This window comes from Pseudomonas sp. R28(2017) (assembly GCF_002112505.1).
Classification (GTDB): domain Bacteria; phylum Pseudomonadota; class Gammaproteobacteria; order Pseudomonadales; family Pseudomonadaceae; genus Aquipseudomonas.
In genome coordinates this window covers 249662-269596 of the sequence record NZ_NEHW01000001.1, presented here as the reverse complement: position 1 = coordinate 269596, position 19935 = coordinate 249662, and the positions used below count along the sequence as shown (strand labels likewise).

Annotated in this window: 7 protein-coding genes; 2 read left to right on the top strand and 5 right to left on the bottom strand. The window is 66.5% G+C overall.

What is annotated here, in order from left to right; translation table 11 throughout:
• The first annotated feature begins 2 nt into the window (after positions 1–2).
• Positions 3–7769, top strand: a complete 7767-nt coding sequence (locus CAF78_RS01190) for a non-ribosomal peptide synthetase (RefSeq protein WP_085675864.1) — start codon at positions 3–5, stop codon at positions 7767–7769.
• Positions 7762–11889, top strand: coding sequence for a non-ribosomal peptide synthetase (locus CAF78_RS01185; RefSeq protein WP_085675865.1), 4128 nt, complete (start codon positions 7762–7764; stop codon positions 11887–11889). The genes CAF78_RS01190 and CAF78_RS01185 overlap by 8 nt, the downstream gene beginning before the upstream one ends.
• Positions 11890–11995: 106 nt before the next feature.
• Here CAF78_RS01185 and CAF78_RS01180 read toward each other — a convergent pair whose 3' ends face one another.
• The 5 genes from CAF78_RS01180 to pvdM all read right to left on the bottom strand — a co-directional run bounded on the left by CAF78_RS01180 (position 11996) and on the right by pvdM (position 19905).
• Positions 11996–14464 carry a TonB-dependent receptor gene (locus CAF78_RS01180; RefSeq protein WP_085675866.1) on the bottom strand — a complete coding sequence of 823 codons (2469 nt, stop codon included), beginning with the start codon at positions 14462–14464 and terminating at the stop codon, positions 11996–11998.
• 84 nt (positions 14465–14548) lie between these two features.
• A complete protein-coding gene (locus CAF78_RS01175; RefSeq protein WP_085675867.1) occupies positions 14549–16207 on the bottom strand; it encodes a cyclic peptide export ABC transporter in 1659 nt (552 codons plus the stop codon).
• 170 nt (positions 16208–16377) lie between these two features.
• Positions 16378–17232: a formylglycine-generating enzyme family protein gene (locus CAF78_RS01170; protein ID WP_085675868.1), complete on the bottom strand. Its 855-nt coding sequence runs from the start codon at positions 17230–17232 to the stop codon at positions 16378–16380.
• Between the two features lie 25 nt (positions 17233–17257).
• Positions 17258–18547, bottom strand: coding sequence for a pyoverdine-tailoring periplasmic protein PvdN (pvdN, locus tag CAF78_RS01165; RefSeq protein WP_085675869.1), 1290 nt, complete (start codon positions 18545–18547; stop codon positions 17258–17260).
• The gene (gene pvdM / locus CAF78_RS01160; protein ID WP_085675870.1) at positions 18547–19905 is read right to left on the bottom strand and encodes a pyoverdine-tailoring dipeptidase-like protein PvdM; all 1359 of its coding nucleotides are present in this window, start codon (positions 19903–19905) and stop codon (positions 18547–18549) included. Before pvdM ends, pvdN begins: the two co-directional genes overlap by 1 nt.
• Positions 19906–19935 lie beyond the last annotated feature (30 nt).

Sequence of the window (19935 nt, the reverse complement as noted above, 5' to 3'; positions counted from 1 at the left end):
GCATGACCCGCAACACTACGCTGCGTATCGCCGAGAAGTTCATCGGGTTGCCGCTCGAACAACGCCGTCAGTTCCTCGCCAAGCTGCGCCAGGATGGCAAGGATTTCGGCCTGCTGCCGATCCCGGTCAGCCGCCATGGCCTGGAGGCGATACCGCTGTCCTACGCCCAGCAACGCCTGCTGTTCCTCTGGCAGCTCGACCCACAGAGCGCGGCCTACAACATGGCCGCCGGCCTGCGCCTGCACGGCGACCTGGACGAAGGCCGTTTGCAGGGCGCCTTCGACGCCTTGATCGAGCGCCATGAAGCGCTGCGTACCGTGTTCCAGGTCGACGGCGAACAGCCGCTGCAACGGGTGCTGGCGGCCGAGCCCCTGGCCCTGCGGCATGTCGACCTTGGCATGGCCGACGAGGCCGAGCTGGCGCGCCGGGTGGAAGCCGAAGTCGCCCGCCCGTTCGACCTGCTCAATGGCCCGCTGCTGCGCGCCAGCCTGTTCCGCCTGGGCCAGGGTCAACATGTGCTGGTGGTGTGCATGCATCACATCGTCTCCGATGGCTGGTCGATGGACGTGATGGTCCGCGAGTTCGTGCAGTGCTACCAGGGCGGTGCCCAGAGCCTGCCGCCGCTGCCGCTGCAGTATGCCGACTACGCCGTGTGGCAGCGCCGCTGGCTGGAAGCCGGTGAGGGTGAGCGGCAGTTGCAGCACTGGCGCGAGCAGCTGGGTGAAGACCATCACCTGCTCGAAGTGGCGGCCGATTTCCCGCGCCCGCCTGTGCAGAGCCTGCAGGGCGAGACCCTGAAGTTCGACTTCGGCGGGCCGCTGTCACAGCGCCTGCGTGATACCGCCCGGGCCCAGGGCGTGACCCTGTTCATGCTGATGCTGACTGGCTACGCGCTGTTCCTCTCCCGCCATTCCGGCCAGCGCGACATCCGCATCGGTGTGCCCAACGCCAACCGCGGCCGCGAAGAGGTGGAAGGCCTGATCGGCTTCTTCGTCAACACCCAGGTGCTGCGTTGCGTGGTCGACGAGCGCCTGTCGCTGGGTGAACTGCTGGTGCGGGTGCGCGAGGCGACCTTTGCCGCCCAGGCCAATCAGGAGCTGCCGTTCGAGCAACTGGTGGAAGTGCTGGCGCCGGAGCGCAGCCTCGGCCACAACCCGTTGTTCCAGGCCAAGTTCAACCAGAACGTCGGCGTGCAGAAGCAGACCGCGCTGCAACTGCCGGGGCTGGCCGTCAGCGAGTATCCGCTGCGCAAGGAAGGCACCCACTTCGACCTGGCCCTGGACATCACCGACGATGGCAGCCTGGTGCACGGCGAAATGACCTACGCCAGCGACCTCTACCAGCGTGCCACCATCGAAGGCTTCATCGGTGCGTTGCGTGAGCTGTTCGAGACGCTGCTGGCCGAGCCTGATGCGCCACTGCATACCCTGGTCAAGGCGCCTGCCGCAGAGGTTGTCAGCCACCGTGCGCAACCGGCCCTGGTCCTGCAGCGCTGGGACGAGCAGGTGCGCCGCCAGCCCGATGGCATTGCGGCAGCCTGTGCAGGGCAACGCCTCAGCCATGCCGAACTGGACAGCCAGGCCAATCGCCTGGCCCATCACCTGCGCGAGCTGGGCGTCAACGCGGGTGCGCCGGTCGCGGTGCTGATGGAGCGCTCGCTGGACTGGCTGGTGTGCCTGTTGGGTATTCTCAAGGCGGGCGGCGTCTACCTGCCGCTGGACAGCAAGGCGCCGACCGAGCGCCTGCAAGGCATGCTGCAGCGCAGCGGCGCGACGGTGCTGTTGTGCGCAGCCGGCGAGACTCGCCAGCAGGCATTGGCCGCTTCAGGTTGCCAGGTACAGCCCTACGCACCGGCGCGCTGTGCCTCTCAGCCGGGGAGTGCGCCACAGGTCGGGCTACTGGCGGGGGCACCGGCGTACGTGATCCACACTTCCGGCTCCACCGGCCAACCGAAAGGGGTGGTGGTCAGCCATGGCGCGCTGGCCATTTATGTCGACGGCCTGCTGCAACGTCTGGACCTGGCGGCGGACGCGAGCATGGCGCTGGTCTCCACCATCGCCGCCGACCTTGGCCACACGGTACTGTTCGGCGCCCTGTGCTCGGGGCGCACCCTGCACGTGCTGCCGGAGGCGCTGGGCTTCGATCCCGATGCCTTCGCCGCCTACATGGCCGAGCAGCGTATCGGCGTGCTGAAGATCGTCCCCAGCCACCTCAACGGCCTGCTGCAGGCGGCCAACGCGGCAGACGTGCTGCCCGAGCATGCCTTGATCGTTGGCGGTGAAGCATGCTCGCCCGCGCTGTACCAGAAAGTACGCGAGCTCAAGCCGGGCTGCCGCTTCATCAACCACTATGGCCCCAGCGAAACCACGGTTGGCGTGCTGACCCACGAACTGCAAGGTGAAGCGCCGCAGGCGATACCCTTGGGCGCGGCGTTGCCGGGCGCCAGCGTGCGGGTGCTGGACGACGTGCTTAACCTGTTGCCAGCGCGGGTCGCGGGCGAACTGTACATTGGCGGCGACAGCCTGGCGCAAGGCTACCTTGGCCAGGCGGCGCTGACCGCCGAACGTTTCGTGCCCGACCCGTTCGGTGCGCCGGGCACGCGCCTGTACCGCAGCGGTGACCGCGTGCATCGCGACCACGCAGGTTTGCTGCACTTCATCGGGCGTGCCGATGATCAGGTGAAGATCCGCGGTTATCGTGTCGAACCGGGAGAGGTCGGCCGCGTGCTGCGTGGCCTTGCCGGGGTGCATGACGCGGTGGTGCTGGCGGTGCCGCAAGGGGATGATGCGGCGCAGTTGCAACTGGTCGGCTGGTGCGTGCCAGGCAACCCCGCGCTGAGCGTCGAGGCCCTGCGCGAGCAGCTGCAGGCACTGCTGCCGGACTACCTGATACCGGCCCATCTGCTGTTGCTGGAGCGCCTGCCGCTGACCGCCAACGGCAAGCTGGACCGCCGCGCATTGCCGCCGCCGCAGGTACAACTCAAGCGCCATGTCGCCGCCAGCACAGCGCTGGAGGAGCAGTTGCTGGGCATCTGGCAGGCGGTGCTCAAGCGTGAAGACATCGGCGTCGAAGACAACTTCTTCGAGCTGGGCGGCGACTCCATCCTCAGCCTGCAGATCATCGCCCGGGCCAAGCGCCAGGGCATCAAGCTGAGCCCGCGCCAGTTGTTCGAAAAGCAGACCATCGCCCAGCTGGCCCAGGTTGCCAAGGTGACCAGCGTGGTGGCCAAGCCCGCAGCTGTTGCGCAGGTCAGCGGCAGCATGCCGCTGCTGCCGGTGCAGGCGCGCTTCTTCGAAATGGCCCTGAACCAGCCTGGGCATTACAACCAGGCGGTCATGCTGCAACCGCGCCAGGCATTGACGGCGAGCATCGTCGAGCAGGCCCTGGCGTTGCTGGTCAACCAGCACGATGCGCTGCGCCTGGCCTTCGAGAGGGTGGACGGCAGCTGGCGTGCCGAGCACCGTGCTGGTGTGCCGGGTGGACTGCTGTGGCATCGCCAGGTGGCCGATGCCGCGCAACTGCAGGCCATCGCCGAAGCGGCGCAAGCCAGCCTCGATCTCGCGCAAGGGCCGCTGCTGCGCGCCGTGCTGTGCGACCTGGCCGAAGGTGGGCAGCGCCTGCTGCTGGTGATTCACCACCTGGTAGTCGACGGTGTGTCCTGGCGGGTGCTGCTGGAGGACCTGGAGCAGGCCTGCGTCGCCCTGCTGGCAGGGAGCACGCCAGCGCTGGCGGAGAAGGGCACGGCATTCAAGGCCTGGGCCGAGCGCCTGGTGGGCTGGGCCCGAGAGCCTGCCCGTGATGCAGAACTGGCTTACTGGCAAGCGACCCTCGCCGGCCACACCGGCGACCTGCCGGCAGCACGCCGCGACGCCGGGCTGCAAGTGCGCCACGCTCGCACCGTGCGTTGCCGGCTGCCTGCCGACACCACGCAGAGCCTGTTGCAGCAGGCGCCGGCCGCCTATCGCACGCAGGTCAATGACCTGCTGCTCACGGCCCTGGCACGTGTGCTGTGCCGTTGGACCGGGCAGGGCAGTGCGCTGGTGCAACTGGAAGGCCATGGCCGTGAGGATCTGTTCGACGGCGTGGACCTGAGCCGCACCTTGGGTTGGTTCACCAGCCTGTTCCCGGTGGCGCTGACGCCGACCGACGACTTGGCGGGCTCGCTCAAGGCCATCAAGGAGCAGTTGCGTGGCGTGCCCGGGCGCGGCATCGGCCATGGTGTGCTGCGCTACCTCGGCAGCCCGGCGCAGCAGGCGGCGTTGCAAGCCTTGCCGCCAGCGCGGGTGACGTTCAACTACCTCGGCCAGTTCGACCAGGGCTTCGGCGAAGACCGGCTGTTCGCACCCGCCATGGAAAGCGTTGGCGCCACCCAGGCGGCCGATGCGCCACTGGGCAACTGGCTGAGCGTCAACGGCCAGGTGCTGGGCGGTGAACTGGAGCTGGGCTTTACCTTCAGCCAGGCGATGTTCGACGAGCCGGAGATCGCCCGCCTGGCCGACGACTACGCCAGCGAACTGGGCGCACTGGTCGAACACTGCCTCGACAGCCAGGCCGGCGGCGCCACCCCGGCTGACTTCCCGCTGGCGGGCCTGACCCAGGCACAGCTGGATGCGCTGCCGGTCGACCTGCGCCAGGTCGAGAACCTCTACCCGCTGGCACCGATGCAGGAAGGCATGCTGTTCCACAGCCTGTACGACGGCCAGGCCAGCAGCTACGTCAACCGCCTGCGCCTGGACCTCGACGACCTCGACCCAGACCGCTTTATCCAGGCCTGGCAGCTGGCGCTGGACCAGCATGAAGCGTTGCGCGCCGGGTTTGTCTGGGAGCAGGGCCTGGAAGCGCCGCGCCAGGTGGTGTTGCGCCATGTCCAGCTGCCGGTCGAACGCTTCGACTGGGCCGGCGAAGCCGATATCGACGCCCGCCTCGAAGCGCTGGCGCAGGCCGAGCAGGCACGCGCCTTCGACCTTGGCCAGGCGCCACTGCTGCGCCTGGTCCTGGTGCGCACCGGGCCGCAGCGCCATCACCTGATCTACACCAGCCACCACATCCTCATGGACGGCTGGAGCAATTCGTTGCTGTTCGCCGCCGTGATGCAGGCCTATTCGGGGCAGCCTGCCGCGCTGGCGCAGGCCAGCCGCAGCGATTACCTCAGCTGGCTACGGCAGCAGGATCGTGCGGGCGCCGAGGCGTTCTGGAACGCCCAACTGCTCGACCTGGACGGCCCATCGCTGCTCGGTGCTGCCCGCGATGCCACGGTGTCCGGGCAGGGTGCGGTGGTGCTGGAGCTGGGCGATACCCTGAGCCAGGCCCTGAAGCACTTTGCGCAGACCCAGCAAGTCACCCTCAACAGCGTGCTGCAGGCCGCCTGGGCGCTGCTGTTGCAGCGCCGTACCGGTCAGCGTCGGCCCTGCTTCGGTGCCACCGTGTCCGGGCGCCCGGCGGAGTTGCCAGGTATCGAGCAGCAACTGGGCCTGTTCATCAATACCCTGCCGGTGGCCGCCGAGCCGCAAGGGCAGATGGCCGTCGCCGACTGGGTGCGTGAGGTGCAGGCGCTCAACCTGCGCCTGCGCGAGTATGAATACCTGCCGCTGTATGCCATCCAGGCCGCGGCCGGGCGCAACGGTGAAGCGCTGTTCGACAGCCTGCTGGTGTTCGAGAACTATCCGCTGGCCCAGAGCCTGTCGGACAGCAGTGCCGGGTTTCGCGTGTCCGGCCTGGATTATCAGGAATACAGCGGCTACCCGTTGACCCTGATTGCCGAGGCGCGCGAACAGATGCAACTGACCTTCGCCTACCAGCGCCAGGTCTTCGGTCAGCAGCAGGTGCAGCAGATTGCGGCCGAACTGCGCCATCTGCTGCAAGGCTTTGCCGGCGCACCACACGCCTTGCTGGGCAGCTTCGGGCTGGTTGATGCGGCGGCACATGAGCGGATCGTGGAAGGCTGGAATGTCACGGCCCGCGACTACCCGGGTACGCCGTATGTGCATCAGCTGTTCGAACAGCAAGTCGCCCGTCAGCCGCAAGCGCCGGCACTGACCTTCGCCGAACGCACGCTGAGCTACGCCGAACTCAATACCGAGGCCAATCGCCTGGCTCAGCACCTGCGTGGCATGGGTGTGGGCCCGGACGTGCTGGTCGGCATCGCTGCCGAGCGTTCGGTGGAAATGGTCGTCGGCCTGCTGGCGATCCTCAAGGCCGGTGGCGCCTATGTGCCGCTGGACCCTGAATACCCGCAGGAGCGCCTGGCCTACATGTTCGAGGACAGCGCCATCGCCTTGCTGCTGACCCAGTCGCACTTGCGCGACGGCCTGCCGATTCCCGCAGGGCTGCCTGTGCTCGACCTGGACCGGGCCGAGGCCTGGAGCGCGCTGGACGCACACAACCCGGACGTGCGGCTGCACCCGGAAAACCTCGCCTACGTCATCTACACCTCCGGCTCCACCGGCAAGCCGAAAGGCGCCGGCAACCGCCATGTCGCCTTGCACAACCGCCTGGCCTGGATGCAGGAAGCCTACTGCCTGACTGCCGGCGACAGCGTGCTGCAGAAGACGCCGTTCAGCTTCGACGTGTCGGTATGGGAGTTCTTCTGGCCGCTGATGGAAGGTGCGCGCCTGGTCATGGCGCTGCCCGGCGACCACCGCGACCCGGCGCGCCTGGCCGAGCTGATCACCCGCGAGCAGATCAGCACGCTGCACTTCGTGCCGTCGATGCTGCAGGCCTTCGTCGGTGACGAAAACGCCGCACGCTGCACCTCGCTGCAACGGATCATCTGCTCCGGCGAAGCGCTGCCGGTGGAGCTGCAACGCCAGACCCTGGCGCTGCTGCCGCAAAGCGGCCTGTACAACCTGTACGGCCCGACCGAAGCGGCCATCGACGTCACCCACTGGACCTGCGTCGAGGAAGGCAAGGACGCCGTGCCGATCGGCCAGCCGATCGCCAACCTGCAGACCTACGTGCTGGACGGCGAACTGAACCCGGTCAGCCCCGGCGTGACCGGCGAGCTGTACCTGGGCGGCATTGGCCTGGCGCGCGGTTACCACCGTCGCCCGTCGCTGACCGCCGAGCGTTTCGTCACCAGCCCGTTCGGCGCCGGCCAGCGGCTGTACCGCACCGGCGACCTGGCGCGCCAGCGCGAGGACGGGGTGATCGAGTACGCCGGGCGCATCGACCACCAGGTGAAGATCCGCGGCCTGCGGATCGAGCTGGGCGAGATCGAAGCGCGCCTGCAGGAGCAGGACGCTGTGCGGGAGGCGGTAGTGGTGGCTGCCGAGGGGCAACTGGTGGCGTACCTGGTCGCCGAGCAAGCGGGCAACCTGGCGGCGATCAAGGCGCACCTGGCGGGCGTGCTGCCGGACTACATGGTGCCGAGCCAATGGGTGCTGCTCGAGCGCATGCCACTGTCGCCCAACGGCAAGCTCGACCGCAAGGCACTGCCCAAGCCGCAGCTGGGCCAGTCGAGGCGCGAGTACCTGGCACCGCAGAGCGAACTGGAACAACGCCTGGCCGCCATCTGGCAAGAGGTGCTCCAGGTCGAGCACGTCGGCCTCAGCGACAACTTCTTCGAACTGGGCGGGCATTCGTTGCTGCTGGTGCGCCTGGTTTCCCGGATCAAGACCGAGTTTGCTATCGAATTGCCGGTCCAGGACGCCTACCTCGCCGACCACCTCGGTGCCCTGGCCGCCCTGATTTCAGGCCGCGCAAGCCCGGCGCAGGAAGACTACGACGCGATTTTCGACGCCCTCGACGAACTGGAGGCATCTGATGCTTAAGCAAGGGACCCAACAGGGCAATGAGCTGGTCCAGCGGATCAGCGGGCTGGGCCACGACAAGCGCGTGGCCCTGTTCAAGCGCCTGCTGGAAAAAGGCATCGATCCTGGCCGCCTGCCCATCGTGGCGCTGGCGGAAGGCGAGGTGCCGCGCCTCTCCCATGCCCAGCAGCGCCAGTGGTTCCTCTGGCAGCTGGACCCACAGAGTGCCGCCTACAACATGCCGGCCGCGCTGCGCCTTGAAGGCACACTGCAGCTTGCCGCGCTGCAGAAGAGTTTCGATGCGCTGGTGGCGCGGCACGCGCCGCTGCGCACCACCTTCGAGGCCGCCGAAGGTGAGCCCCTGCAGCGCATCCACGCTGCCGGCCCGGTGGCAATCGAGCACGTGGCCTTGCCAGGCGCGGATGACCAGGCCATCGCCGAGGCGGTGAGCCGCGAAGTGGTGCGGCCCTTCGACTTGCAGCGTGGCCCGTTGCTGCGGGTGGTGCTGCTGGAAATCAGCGCGACGGACCAGGTGCTGGTGATGACCCAGCACCACATCGTTTCCGATGGCTGGTCGATGCAGGTCATGATCGGCGAACTGATCCACCTTTATCAGGCCGCCTGCGAAGGCCGCGAGGCCAACCTTCCGGCGCTGGCCATCCAGTACGCCGACTTCGCCGCCTGGCAGCGCCAGCTGCTGGAGGCGGGCGAGGGGCCGCGGCAGCTAGCCTATTGGACGGAGCAGTTGAGCAATGCCCCGGCGGTGCTCGAACTGCCCACCGACAGGCCACGCCCTGCGGTACCCAGCCATCGTGGCCAGGCAGTAAGCGGCACGCTGGACGCGCTGTTGCACCAGCGCCTGGTCGCCCTGGCACAGGCCCATGGCTGCACCTTGCCGATGGTGCTGCTGGCGTCGTTCCAGCTGCTGCTGCGCCGTTACAGCGGGCAGAACGATGTTTGCGTGGGCATGCCGTCGGCGGGGCGCAACCGGCCGGAAGTGGAGCCGCTGACGGGCTTCTTCGTCAACACCCTGGTGTTGCGCGGTCGGCTGGAAGATGGCCTGAGCACGGCGCAACTGCTGCATGCCACACGCACCACCCTGCTCGCCGCCCAGGCCAACCAGGACCTGCCTTTCGAAGCGCTGGTCGATCGCCTGGTGGCGCATCGCGACCTCAGCCACAACCCGCTGTTCCAGGTCATGTTCAACCACCAGGTGATGGATGATGGGCTGGGGGCCTCGGCGCTTGCCGGCCTGTCGATGACACTGCTGCCCGCGCCGACCTCGCGCGCCAAGTTCGACCTGGCGCTGGACACGCAGCAACATGGCGGTCAGCTCAGTGCCAGCTTGAGTTATGCCACCGACCTGTTCGACAGCGCTACTGCCGAGCAGATGTTCGCGCATTGGCAGAACCTGTTGTGGCGCATGAGCGCAGCGCCTGGCAAACCGATCGCCGAGTTGTGCATGCTGAGCGCTGACGAGCGTAACTGGCAGCTAGTGGACTTGAACCCTGGCCTGGGCCAGGCAGCTGAAGTGCGCACCGTGCATGGCCTGATACAGCAACAGGCTCAGCTGCGTCCCCACGCCCCGGCCCTGGTCGTGGCGGGCCGGCAGCTCGATTACCAGCAACTCAACCAGTGGGCCAACCGGCTGGCTGCTCGCCTGCATGAGGCCGGTGTCGGGCCTGAAGTGCGTGTCGGTATCGCGCTTGAGCGCTCGGTCGAGATGCTGGTGTCGTTGCTGGCCGTGCTCAAGGCCGGCGGCGCCTACGTGCCACTGGACCCGACCCACCCGCGTGAGCGGTTGAGCTACATGATCGAGGACAGCGGCGTGGCCCTGGTGCTGGCCCAGCCCCATCTGCTGGCCAAGCTGCCGCTACCTGCCGCTGTCGCGGTATTGCCGGTCAGCGCCGATGGCGCCGAACTGCAAGGCTACCCGGCACACGATGCCCATTACCCGGTGGCGGCGGGCAACCTGGCCTATCTGATCTACACCTCCGGCTCCACTGGCCGGCCGAAGGGCGTGGCGGTCACCCACGGCCCACTGGCCATGCACTGCCTGGCCATCGCCGAGCGTTATGGCATGACCCCCGAGGACCGCGAGCTGCAGTTCGCCTCGATCAACTTCGACGGCGCCCACGAGCGTTGGCTGGTACCGCTGGTTTCCGGTTCACTGCTGATGCTGCGCGACAACGATGCCTGGGATGTCGAGCGCAGCGCGCGCGAGATTGCCGAGCATGGCATCACCATCACCTGCTTCACCCCGAGCTACCTGCAGCAGCTGGCCGAGCATCTGGGCGAGGCGGGGGCAGATCTGCCCATCCGCTCCTACACCGTGGGCGGTGAAGGCACCAGCCGGGCCACCTTCGAGCAGATCCAGCAGGTGCTGCGCACACCACGCATCATCAATGGCTATGGCCCGACCGAGACCGTGATCACGCCGTTGCTGTGGGCGGTCTACCTGGGCAGTGGTTTCGAGGCGCAGTACATGCCGGTGGGCACGCCCGTCGGTGCGCGTTCGGCCTATGTGCTGGGCAGCGACCTGCAGCTGTTGCCCGCGGGCGTGCCCGGCGAACTCTACATCGGCGGTGAAGGGCTGGCACGTGGTTATCACCAGCGCCCAGGCCTGACTGCCGAGCGTTTCGTCGCCGACCCGTTCGGCCCGCCAGGCGGCCGCCTTTACCGTACCGGCGACCTGGTGCGCCTGCGTCATGATGGCGTGGTCGAGTACCTGGGCCGGGTGGATCATCAGGTCAAGGTGCGCGGTTTCCGCATCGAACTGGGTGAGGTGGAATCGTGCCTGATGGGCATGGATGAAGTGCGTGAAGCGGTGGTCGCCGTGGCGGGCGAAGGGCGCGGATCGCGCCTGGTGGCCTACCTGGTGCTGGCGTCGGGGTTGCAGTGGGAGGCCGCGTTGCGTGGCCAGGTGCTCGCCCGCCTGCGCCAGGCCTTGCCGGAGTACATGGTGCCCGCGCACCTGCTGGTGCTGCCGGCCATGCCCTTGAACCCCAACGGCAAGCTTGACCGCCATGCCTTGCCAGCCCCCGTGCTGGACCGCTCCGAGCATTACCGGGCGCCGGTCACGCCGCTGGAAATCAGCCTGGCGAAGCTCTGGGGCGAGTTGCTGGATGTGGAAGAGGTCGGTCTGGATGACAGTTTCTTCGAGCTGGGCGGCAATTCGCTGCTGGCCATGGAGCTGGTGCGCCGGGTGCGGGTGGCTGCACTGGACGGGTTCACCCTGAGCCTGCGCGAGCTGATGACCACGCCACGTATCGGCGAGTTGGTCGGGCGCCTGCAAGGCACTGCCAGCCAGACCCCGATGCTCTTGCTCAATACCCCGGCGCCAGGCGCCACACCGCTGTTCTGCCTGCACGGCGTGCATGGCTCGGTGTTCGATTACCTGCCGTTGGCCAGGCGGCTGCAGCCGCAGTGGGCAGTGCACGGCATCCAGTGCCGGATGCTGTTCAACGCAGCCTGGGTCGACACGGATGTCGAGTCCATGGCGGTCGACTACTGCGATTACATCCGCGCCGTGCAGCCGCAGGGGCCGTACTGCCTGCTCGGCTGGTCGCTGGGTGGCGCCTTGGCGTTGCAGGTGGCACGCGAGCTGGAGGCGCAGGGGCAGGTGGTGGCCTTCGTCGGGCTGCTGGACAGCTATCTGCCGCAGACCGACCAGCAGCAGCCCTGGGATGAGCGTTTGCTGAGCCTGCTGCTGGCGCTGGGCGCTGAAGAGGGTGCCAGCCGCACGCTGTGCAGTGGGTGGCAGGGGCCTGAAAAGGATGAGCAACTGCTGTTCGGTGAGCCAATGACGGCCGTACTGGGCAACCTGTCGGCGCCAATGCTGGCCAACCTTGCCATTGGCGAGCGGGTGGCCATCGTGCGTACCACGCTGCAGCTGGATCGGGTCGCGATGGCCATGAAGGTTTTGCCAGGCACTCGGGTGAAGCCGACCTGCTGGTGGGCGGCAGGGCGCGAGGCAGCGGCGCAGTCGCGCCTCGATGGTCACTACAGCACGGCACTGCGGCATTTCAACGTCAACCGTGGGCATTTCGATCTACCGCAGGATGAGCAGTTGATCGATGCGGTGGCCGGGCAATTGCTGGGGGTTGGTGTTGAGCGCGATGAGGCCGCATTCGAGGCTTGACCCCTTTAGGCCAGGCGCCGAAGCCCTCAAGGCGAACACCTCGCAACCCAACCACATTTCCATCGCTCGCAAAAAAGCCCGCCGAAGCGGGCTTTCTCAATCAGCTTCAGAAGTCAGCTCTGAGCGTCACGGTGTAGTTGCGTGGTTCGCCATACACGTTGCTCGCGTTCAGCCAGCCGATCGAGGAGTAGTACTTCTTGTCGAACAGGTTATTGCCGTTGAGAGCAACGCTGAAGTTCTGGTTGATCTGGTACGCCACGCGGGCATTCCAGATGGCGTAGCCGGCCTGCTCGATCTTGTCGATGCCGTTGGTGCCGCCCTGGTTGGTGTTGTGGTTCTTGCTCTGGATGCTGGCACCGGCACCGACAGTCCACTGGTTCAGCTCGCCAGGCAGGTTGTAATCACCCCAGAAGCGCAGCAGGTGGCGTGGCGTGTAGCTGTTGAAGGTCGCGCCGGACGCCGTGCTGCCATCACCCGGGTCGTTGAGAAACTTGGTCGAGGTGTAGGTGTAGCCGGCGAACAGCTGCAGGCCGGCCAGCACTTCGCCGCTGATTTCCGCATCGAAGCCTTCGGCGCGTACCTTGCCGCCTGCCACGTAGCAGTTGGTTTCACCGTCCTGCCCGCACACCGAGTTGTAGTCGTACTGGGCGCGGTTCTTCTGGTCGACGCGGAACACCGCGAAGCTGGTGTTGACGCGGCCATCGAGCAGTTCGCCCTTCAGGCCGATCTCATAGTTGGAACCCTCGATCGGCTTGAGTGGGGCGAGGTCTTCGGTCAGTTCGGTCTGCGGCTTGAAGATGTCGGCGTAGCTGACGTAGGCCGACCATTGATCGTTCAGCGCATAGATCAGGCCGCCGTACGGGGTGACTTCGCCGGTTTCCTTGGCATGTGACGGGTCCGGCGATGCCGTGGTGAAGCGCGTCAGTTCATAGTCGTACTTGTAGTTGCTGACCCGTGCGCCGAGCACCAGGGTCAGCGGGTCGATCAACTTGTAGCGCATCACGCCGTACACGCCATTCTGGCGAATCTTGGCCTTGGAAACACCGGCGTAGGTGGTGCCGAGCATTTCATCCAGGGTGGGTTCGCGAGGCGAGACCGGGTCGTAGATGTTCATTGGGCCGAGGTTGAGCAGGCCGCCTTGCAGGTCGTCGGTGCGCAGGTCGCTGGCGTTGGCACCCACCACCACCTCGTGCTCCAGGCCGAAGGCGCGCCATTTGCCGGTGAGGTTGATGTCGGCGCCCTGGTTGATGTTCTCGAAGTCGTACAGGTAGGCACGCGACTGCATGCCGTTACCGGTGGCCGGGTCGACGGCGCCACGGCCGAAGCTGTAGAAAATGTCGTTGGTCTCGCGGATGTAGCTGCCGGAGGCTTTCAGGCGCCAGTCTTCGTTGAAGTCGTGGGTGATATCGGCGAAGTAGGTGGTCTGCTTGTTGTTCCACTTGTTCCAGTCGGCACCGGTGAAGGTCGAGCGGCCGACGTTCACCGCGCTGCCGTCCTTGTTGCGCGGCAGGCCGCCGAAGTAGGGCGTCGAGTGCAAGTCTTCGACGCTGGCGCCGGCGGCGACCGTGGTCGAGTCGCTGAGGTCGTACTCGAGAATCCCGTACAGCACGTTCTTGCGGCTTTCTGCCGTGTCGTAGAAGTAGTCGCGGTCCTCATGGCCGGCGACCAGGCGCCCGCGCAGGCGGCCATCGGCGGTCAGCGGGCCGCTGGCGTCGATGGTCTGGCGATAGGTGTCCCAGGAGCCGGCGCTGGCGGTGATAGACAGGGACGGCTCGGCCTTGGGGCGCTTGCGCACCAGGTTGATCGCCGCACCCGGGTTGCCGCTGCCTTGCAGCAGGCCGTTGGCGCCGCGCAGGATCTCGACGCGGTCGTACAACAGGGTGTCGGAGGTGAAGCTGCTGCCGATGCCGTAGTAGCGGCGGTCCAGCGGCACGCCGTCGTACTGGATGGTCTCGACTTCGAAGCCGCGCGAGTAGATGTACTTGCCGCCGGACGGGCTCTGGTAGGTGGTGATGCCGGTGGTTTTTTCCAGCACCTGGTCGAGGGTGTCGAGGCGCTGGTCGTCCATCGCCTTGCGAGTGACCACGCTGACCGACTGCGGGATGTCCTTGAGGCGATGGGTGCCTTTGCCGATGGTCACCGCGTTGGACGTGTAGCTCCCCGAGTCCTCGGTGGTGGCATCGAACTGGCGCCCGGAAATGTTCACCGGGGCCAGGTTCAAGGCGGACGCATCGGCAGGCCCGCTCAGGGTGATGGTGTGGCCGTCGAGCTGGTAGGTCAGGCCGCTGTCGCGCAGCAGCAGGCGCAGGGCCTGTTCAGGCTCCATGTTGCCCTTGACCGCTGGCGCCGGGGTGTTGTGCACGGCGTCCGGGCTATACAGCAACTGCAGATTGGCCTGCTTGGCCAGGGTATTGAGCGCCCCTACCAGCCCCTGCGAAGGGATATCCAGCGCGACCGGCTCGGCTTGCGCTGCCATGGACGTTGCCAGTGCACAGGCCAGCAGCGACGGTGGAAGAATGGCCAGTGTTTTCCTGCGAACCGCCCGGGCGAGCGGCGAAACCGTGGTAATGGTCATGCGGATACTCAGTGTTAGCAGATAGATTACTTATGAGAGTTATTTGCATTTATGTAACGTACCGGCGCCCCAGAACCGGAAAAATCAATGTGAAAATGTTGTGATTTCTTCCTCCACCCGCTTGCCGTCGCGCAGTCGCAGCAGGTGATCGGCTACGTCGAAGTAGCGGTCGTCGTGGCTGATGACGATGATGGTCTTGCCCAGGCGCTTCAGCTCCGGCAGCAGTTCGGTGTAGAAAATGCGCCGGAAGGTCGGGTCCTGGTCGGCGGCCCATTCGTCGAACACCAGCACCGGGCGCTTCTCCAGCCAGGCGTTGACCAGCGCCAGGCGCTTGCGCTGGCCGGTGGACAGGTCGGTGGTGGTGAAGGCGCCATCGCGGATCTGCACCTTGTGGGCGATCTCCAGGCGTTGCAGGTACTTGCCGGCGTCGTCGGGCAAAGCCTGGCCGCCCTGCAGCAGGTCATCGAACAGGTAGTAGTCGGCGAACACCGTGGTGAACAGCTGGCGGTAGTCGTCGCGGTTGCTGGCGGTGACGGCCTGGCCGTCCAGCACGATCTGGCCTTCATGGGGGGCGTACAGGCCCAGCAGCAGCTTGATCAGGGTGGTCTTGCCGCAACCGTTCTCGCCGACGATGAACAGGATGTCGCCCTGTTCGACGCGCAGGTTGATCGGCCCCAGGGCAAAAGGCGCGGCACCGTCCACCGGCGGGAAGGCGAAGCGCACATTGCGCAGTTCGAGGCTGCGAATCTGCCGGTCGGGGACTTCAGGGGCGTCGAGCAGCAGGTGCGGTTCGGGCGACGAGAACTGGGTCGACAGCTCGGCAATGCGGCGGAAGGCGATTTGCGCGCGGCTGACGATGGGCAGGGTCGAAACCAGGTGCTCCAGCGGCCCCTTCATGAACAGCAACACCAGCACGAAACCGCTGGTGACCTTGGGGTCGGTGATCAGTTGGGCCTGTTGCAGTGCCAGCACCAGCCCGATGACCACGAAGAACAGCATCGAGCCCAGGCTCTTGGCAACCACGAAGATGTTGATCGAGCGGATGTGGGTATCGCGGATGAAGTTGGCGGTGCGGCTGATGCGCTCGTCGAACATGCGCTGGCGGCGCGGGCGGCTGATGCGCAACTCCTTGGCCCCGGACGCGACACCACTGTAGTGCCGCTGCATTTCGTCTTCCGCCTCGCGGGCCGCATGGAAGCCACGGATACCGCGCACCCGCGCGATGTACTGCACCGCCGTGCCGATCAGGATGGCGCAGGCGGTGATCAGGAACATCGGCCAGGACAACTGGGCCAGGTAGCCGAGGCAGCCCAGCGTCACCGACAGCGAAATGGCCAGCGGGGCAAAGGCGAAGGCGAAGTCGCTGATGGTGTCGACGTCATGGGTCAGCACCGGGATCAGGCGGTGGCTGCGGTAGCGTTCGATCTGCTCGATGGGCGCGCTGAGCACCTTCTCGCCGAGGTCGCGGCGCAGCCGGGCGATCACATGCTGGCCGACATAGTTGGTGCCGATATCCGAGGCGATGGAGGCGCACAGGGCGAGCAGGCAGATACCGCCGAACGCCAGCACCACGCCCCAGGTGATGGCACCGGGGGCATGCAGCAGGTTGTTGATGTTGGCGAGCAGCAAGGTGATGCACAGGCCGCCGACGATCCCCAGCACGACGGCCAGGGCGACGATCAGTCGGTAAGGCTTGAGCAGGCCGAGGAGTTCGCGGAGAGCGCCAGGGGTCGATCGGTTCATGGTGAATTCCTGGTGGGTACGCGGATGCGGTTTCGGCGCTGCGCGTGCGAGCGCCGTGTGGGCTGGTTGCCCAGTGAAAAGACGTGTGAGGGGGGCTGTGATTTAGCTGGCCCGGGCCGTGCGCCCGGGCAAGTCGGTACCGCGTGCGGTACCGCGCAGAGGGGTGTCGCTCAGAGCTCGCGGGCTACCCGGAAGCCCAGCCAGTCGCCACGCACGTAGGGTTCGCGGTAGTTGCGGTTGCCGGAGCGGGAGAACACCGGGGCTTCGCTGTAGTCGTTGCCGCGGATGTGGTTGTACTCGCAGTTTGCTTCCATCCACGCACTGCCATCGGCAGGTGCGCCGACGTAGCTGTCGTGCCGGCAGTCGGCGACCCATTCGTAGACGTTGCCGTGCATGTCGTAGAGGCCGAAGGCGTTGGCCGGGAAGCTGCCGGCAGGCGAGGTGTAGTTGTAGCCATCGGCCGCGCCGTAGGTGTTGGCGTGCTGGGCGATGCTGTATTCCTTGCCTTCATCGAAGGGGAACGGGAACGGGCCGCTGGAGCCTGCGCGAGCACCGTATTCACGCTCGGCTTCGCTGAGCATGCGGTAATGCTTGCCGGTCTTCTTCGACAGCCAGGCGACGTAGGCCTTCACCTCGTCGTAGCTGATGCACACCGCCGGTTGGTCCGGGCCTTGCGGGTAGCTGGGTTTGCCGTTGGTGCAGCGGCGGCCCGGGCGGTCGTCACCGTCGGGGAGGGTGACCTTGGCATCGCGCTGCCAGGCCTGCAGCTGTTTGGCCTGTGCCTGGAACTGGCTGATGGCAAAGGGCTTGGCAAAGGTGACGGTGTGCATCGGGCCTTCGTCCGGCTGGCGGCCGACTTCGTCGTCAGGCACGCCCATGGTGAAACTGCCGGCGGGCAGCACGACCATTTCGGGGCAATCCTTGCAGTCCTTGAAGGTCTTGCCGGGTGCGTGCGCGTCGCTGGCAAAGGCCGGGGCGCCGGCGAGCAGGGCGGCCACCAGGGCCAGGGGCTTGAACATGTGCATGGCGGTTCTCTTGAAAGGCGAAAGGTCAGGCGAGTTGCGGGGCGAGGATGGCCATCACCCGGTCGATCTCGGCTTCGTCGTTGAGCAGGCTCGGGGCCAGGCGCACCACCGGGCCGACGTCACGGTCGACGGCGTCGCTGATCACCTTGTTGGCCATCAGGTGGCGGGCAACGGCGTCGCAATCGCGGCCCTCGACGCGGAAGAAGGTGAAGCCTGCGGAAAGCTGGCGGCTGCGTGGCGTCACCAGCTGCACCTTGCGGTGCTCGGCGAGGCGCTGCTTGAGGTAGTCGTTGAGCTGGTGCACGCGGGCCTGGACATCGGCCTTGCCCAGCTGCAGGTGCAGTTCGAATGCCTTGCCCAGGGCCAGGCGGTGGTCGAAAGCGTGGTAGCCGCCAGGGGTCATCAAGGTGCCGAAGTTCTCGCCCTTGGTGAAGGTCGGCAGGCTGGGCACCAGGTACGGCTGGGGCTTGGCTTCGCGGGCGATGATCACGCCGGTGCCGCGTGGGCCGAACAGCCACTTGTGGGTGCCGGCGATGAAGTAGTCGCAGTTGAAGTCGGCGAAGGTCACGTCCTCGATGCCGAAGCCGTGCACGCCGTCGACCACGTAGATGATCCGGTCCTGCTCGTCACGGTTTTGGTTTAGCGTTTTCACCAGTTCGCCGACTTCGCGGATCGGCAGCTTGACGCCGCTGCCGGACTGCACCCAGGTCATGCCGAGCACACGGGTTTCCGGGCGGATGGCCTGGCGGATATTGCCAAGCATTTCGTCCACCGAGGCCAGCTGAGGGTCCTTGAACAGCGCCACCCGGCGCACCTGGGTGCCCATCAGCCGTTCGCGGTAGGCCAGGCGGGTGTTGGTGGAATAGTGCTCGTGGGCGCTGACCAGGATCTCCTTGCCCGGCGCCACCTGCAGGCCGCCGTAGATCATCGACAAGCCTTCGGTGGTGCTGCCGGTCAGGGCCACCTGGCCTGGTTGCACGCCGAAATAGCGGCCGGCCCAGGCGCGCACCTCATTCTCATAGCCCCAGAGCTCCTCGCGGTCCCAGTCGACCATTTCGCCCGGGTTCTGGTCCAGCCGCGCGCGGAAGCGGGCGATGGCCTCGCTGACCACGCGGGGGTGGGAGGCAAGCAGGAAATTGCAGAAGTGCAGGTAGGCCGGGTCCAGGTCGAACTGCTGGCGCAGGGCTTGCCATTTGTCCTGGCCGGGTTTTGCCACAAGGGGGGCGGCCAGTGCGTGCGTAGTAAAACTGCCAGTCAAGGGCAGGGCGGCGGCGAGCAGACCAGCCTGTTTGAGAAAGCTGCGACGGTCGTTCATCAGCCGCGCTCCGCTTGCGTGTCGGCACCAGGCTTGGCCAGGCGTTGCACCTGTTCCCATACGCGCAGGAAGTTGCCACCCCACAGCTTGGCGATGTCGGCGTCGGAGTAACCGCGCTGGATCAGTTCGGCAGTGACATTGCGCGACTCGCCGACGTTCATCCAGCCGGTGACGCCGCCGCCATCGTTGAAGTCGGAGGCGATGCCGACATGGTCGATGCCGATCTTGCGCACGGTGTAGTCGATGGCGTCGACCATGTCCTTGACCGTGGCGCGGGGCTCTTCGTCGAGGATGGCGTACAGCGCGCTGGCGTACTCGCCGAACTTCTGCTCGGGCCAGATCGAGATGATTGCGTCACCCGGCATCAGGGCGTTGGCCAGGCCGTTCAGTGGCTGCAGGTCGAAACGCTTGCGCAGGGCGTTGAGCTTGTCCAGGGTGCCCTGGCTCAGGGGTTTGAGGTAGGCCGGGAAGCCCACCACCTGCACCACGCCGCCGCTGTGCTTGATCGCTTGCAGTTCGTGGTCGCTGAGGTTGCGCGGGATGTCCACCAGCGCACGCGGGGCCGAGTGGGAGGCGACCATCGGCGCGCGGCTCAGGCGGGCGACATCTTCCAGGGCCAGGGTGGACATCTGCGAGACATCGATGATCACGCCCAGGTCGTTGAGCCGGCCCACGGCCTGTTCACCCAGTGGTGACAGGCCGCCGAGGGCGTCGGGGGTGTCGTTGAGGAACGGCAGCGGGCGCGAAGAGTCGGCCCAGGCGTTGTTGCCCACGTAGCTGAAGCCGAACATGCGCATGCCGCGTGCGGCCCAGGTGTCCAGGGCATCGAGGTCGTGGCCCAGCGGGTAGGCGTTGAGCATGCTGAGAAAGATCGCGAACTTGCCTTCGCCGTGCAGGCGTCGGAAGTCGGCGGGGGTGTAGGCGATGGCGACCTGGTTGGGGTAGTCGCGGACCATGCCGGTGAGGATCTTGTAGCGCATCTCCTGCTGTTGGCGCGCTTCATCGACGAACGCGGCGGTCGGGCGATGGGGCGCGTTGGCGCCGTTCCAGATTTCCGGCCAGCCGAAGATCGTCAATGCCGCGCCGGAGAGGCGCCCGCGCCCGGCCTTGACCAGGTCGAACTGGCCGCTGCCATCCTTGTCGGCCTCCTTGCCTTCGGTGCCGAAGTTCAGCGGCACGGTGATATGGCTGTCGAAGGAGATGATGCGTTCCTGAAGTTCTTCGGCATGTTTGATCACCTCACGCGGGTAACCGGCCGGCAGGTGGATGAAGAAGTACCAGGCTGCGGCGCCCGCAAGCGCGAGGATCAGCGCCAGGGCAGCGAGGTAGGGGGCCTTGCGCAAGCGTGTCGTGTTCATTGCCATCCCGTTGGTTGCAGGGTCGATGCG

What these genes read in the sequence shown, in the direction of transcription:
- CAF78_RS01190 (WP_085675864.1), top strand. Translation starts at nt 3, where the DNA reads ATGACCCGCAACACTACGCTGCGTATCGCCGAGAAGTTCATCGGGTTG.
- CAF78_RS01185 (WP_085675865.1), top strand. Translation starts at nt 7,762, where the DNA reads ATGCTTAAGCAAGGGACCCAACAGGGCAATGAGCTGGTCCAGCGGATC.
- CAF78_RS01180 (WP_085675866.1), bottom strand. Translation starts at nt 14,464, where the DNA reads ATGACCATTACCACGGTTTCGCCGCTCGCCCGGGCGGTTCGCAGGAAA.
- CAF78_RS01175 (WP_085675867.1), bottom strand. Translation starts at nt 16,207, where the DNA reads ATGAACCGATCGACCCCTGGCGCTCTCCGCGAACTCCTCGGCCTGCTC.
- CAF78_RS01170 (WP_085675868.1), bottom strand. Translation starts at nt 17,232, where the DNA reads ATGCACATGTTCAAGCCCCTGGCCCTGGTGGCCGCCCTGCTCGCCGGC.
- pvdN (WP_085675869.1), bottom strand. Translation starts at nt 18,547, where the DNA reads ATGAACGACCGTCGCAGCTTTCTCAAACAGGCTGGTCTGCTCGCCGCC.
- pvdM (WP_085675870.1), bottom strand. Translation starts at nt 19,905, where the DNA reads ATGAACACGACACGCTTGCGCAAGGCCCCCTACCTCGCTGCCCTGGCG.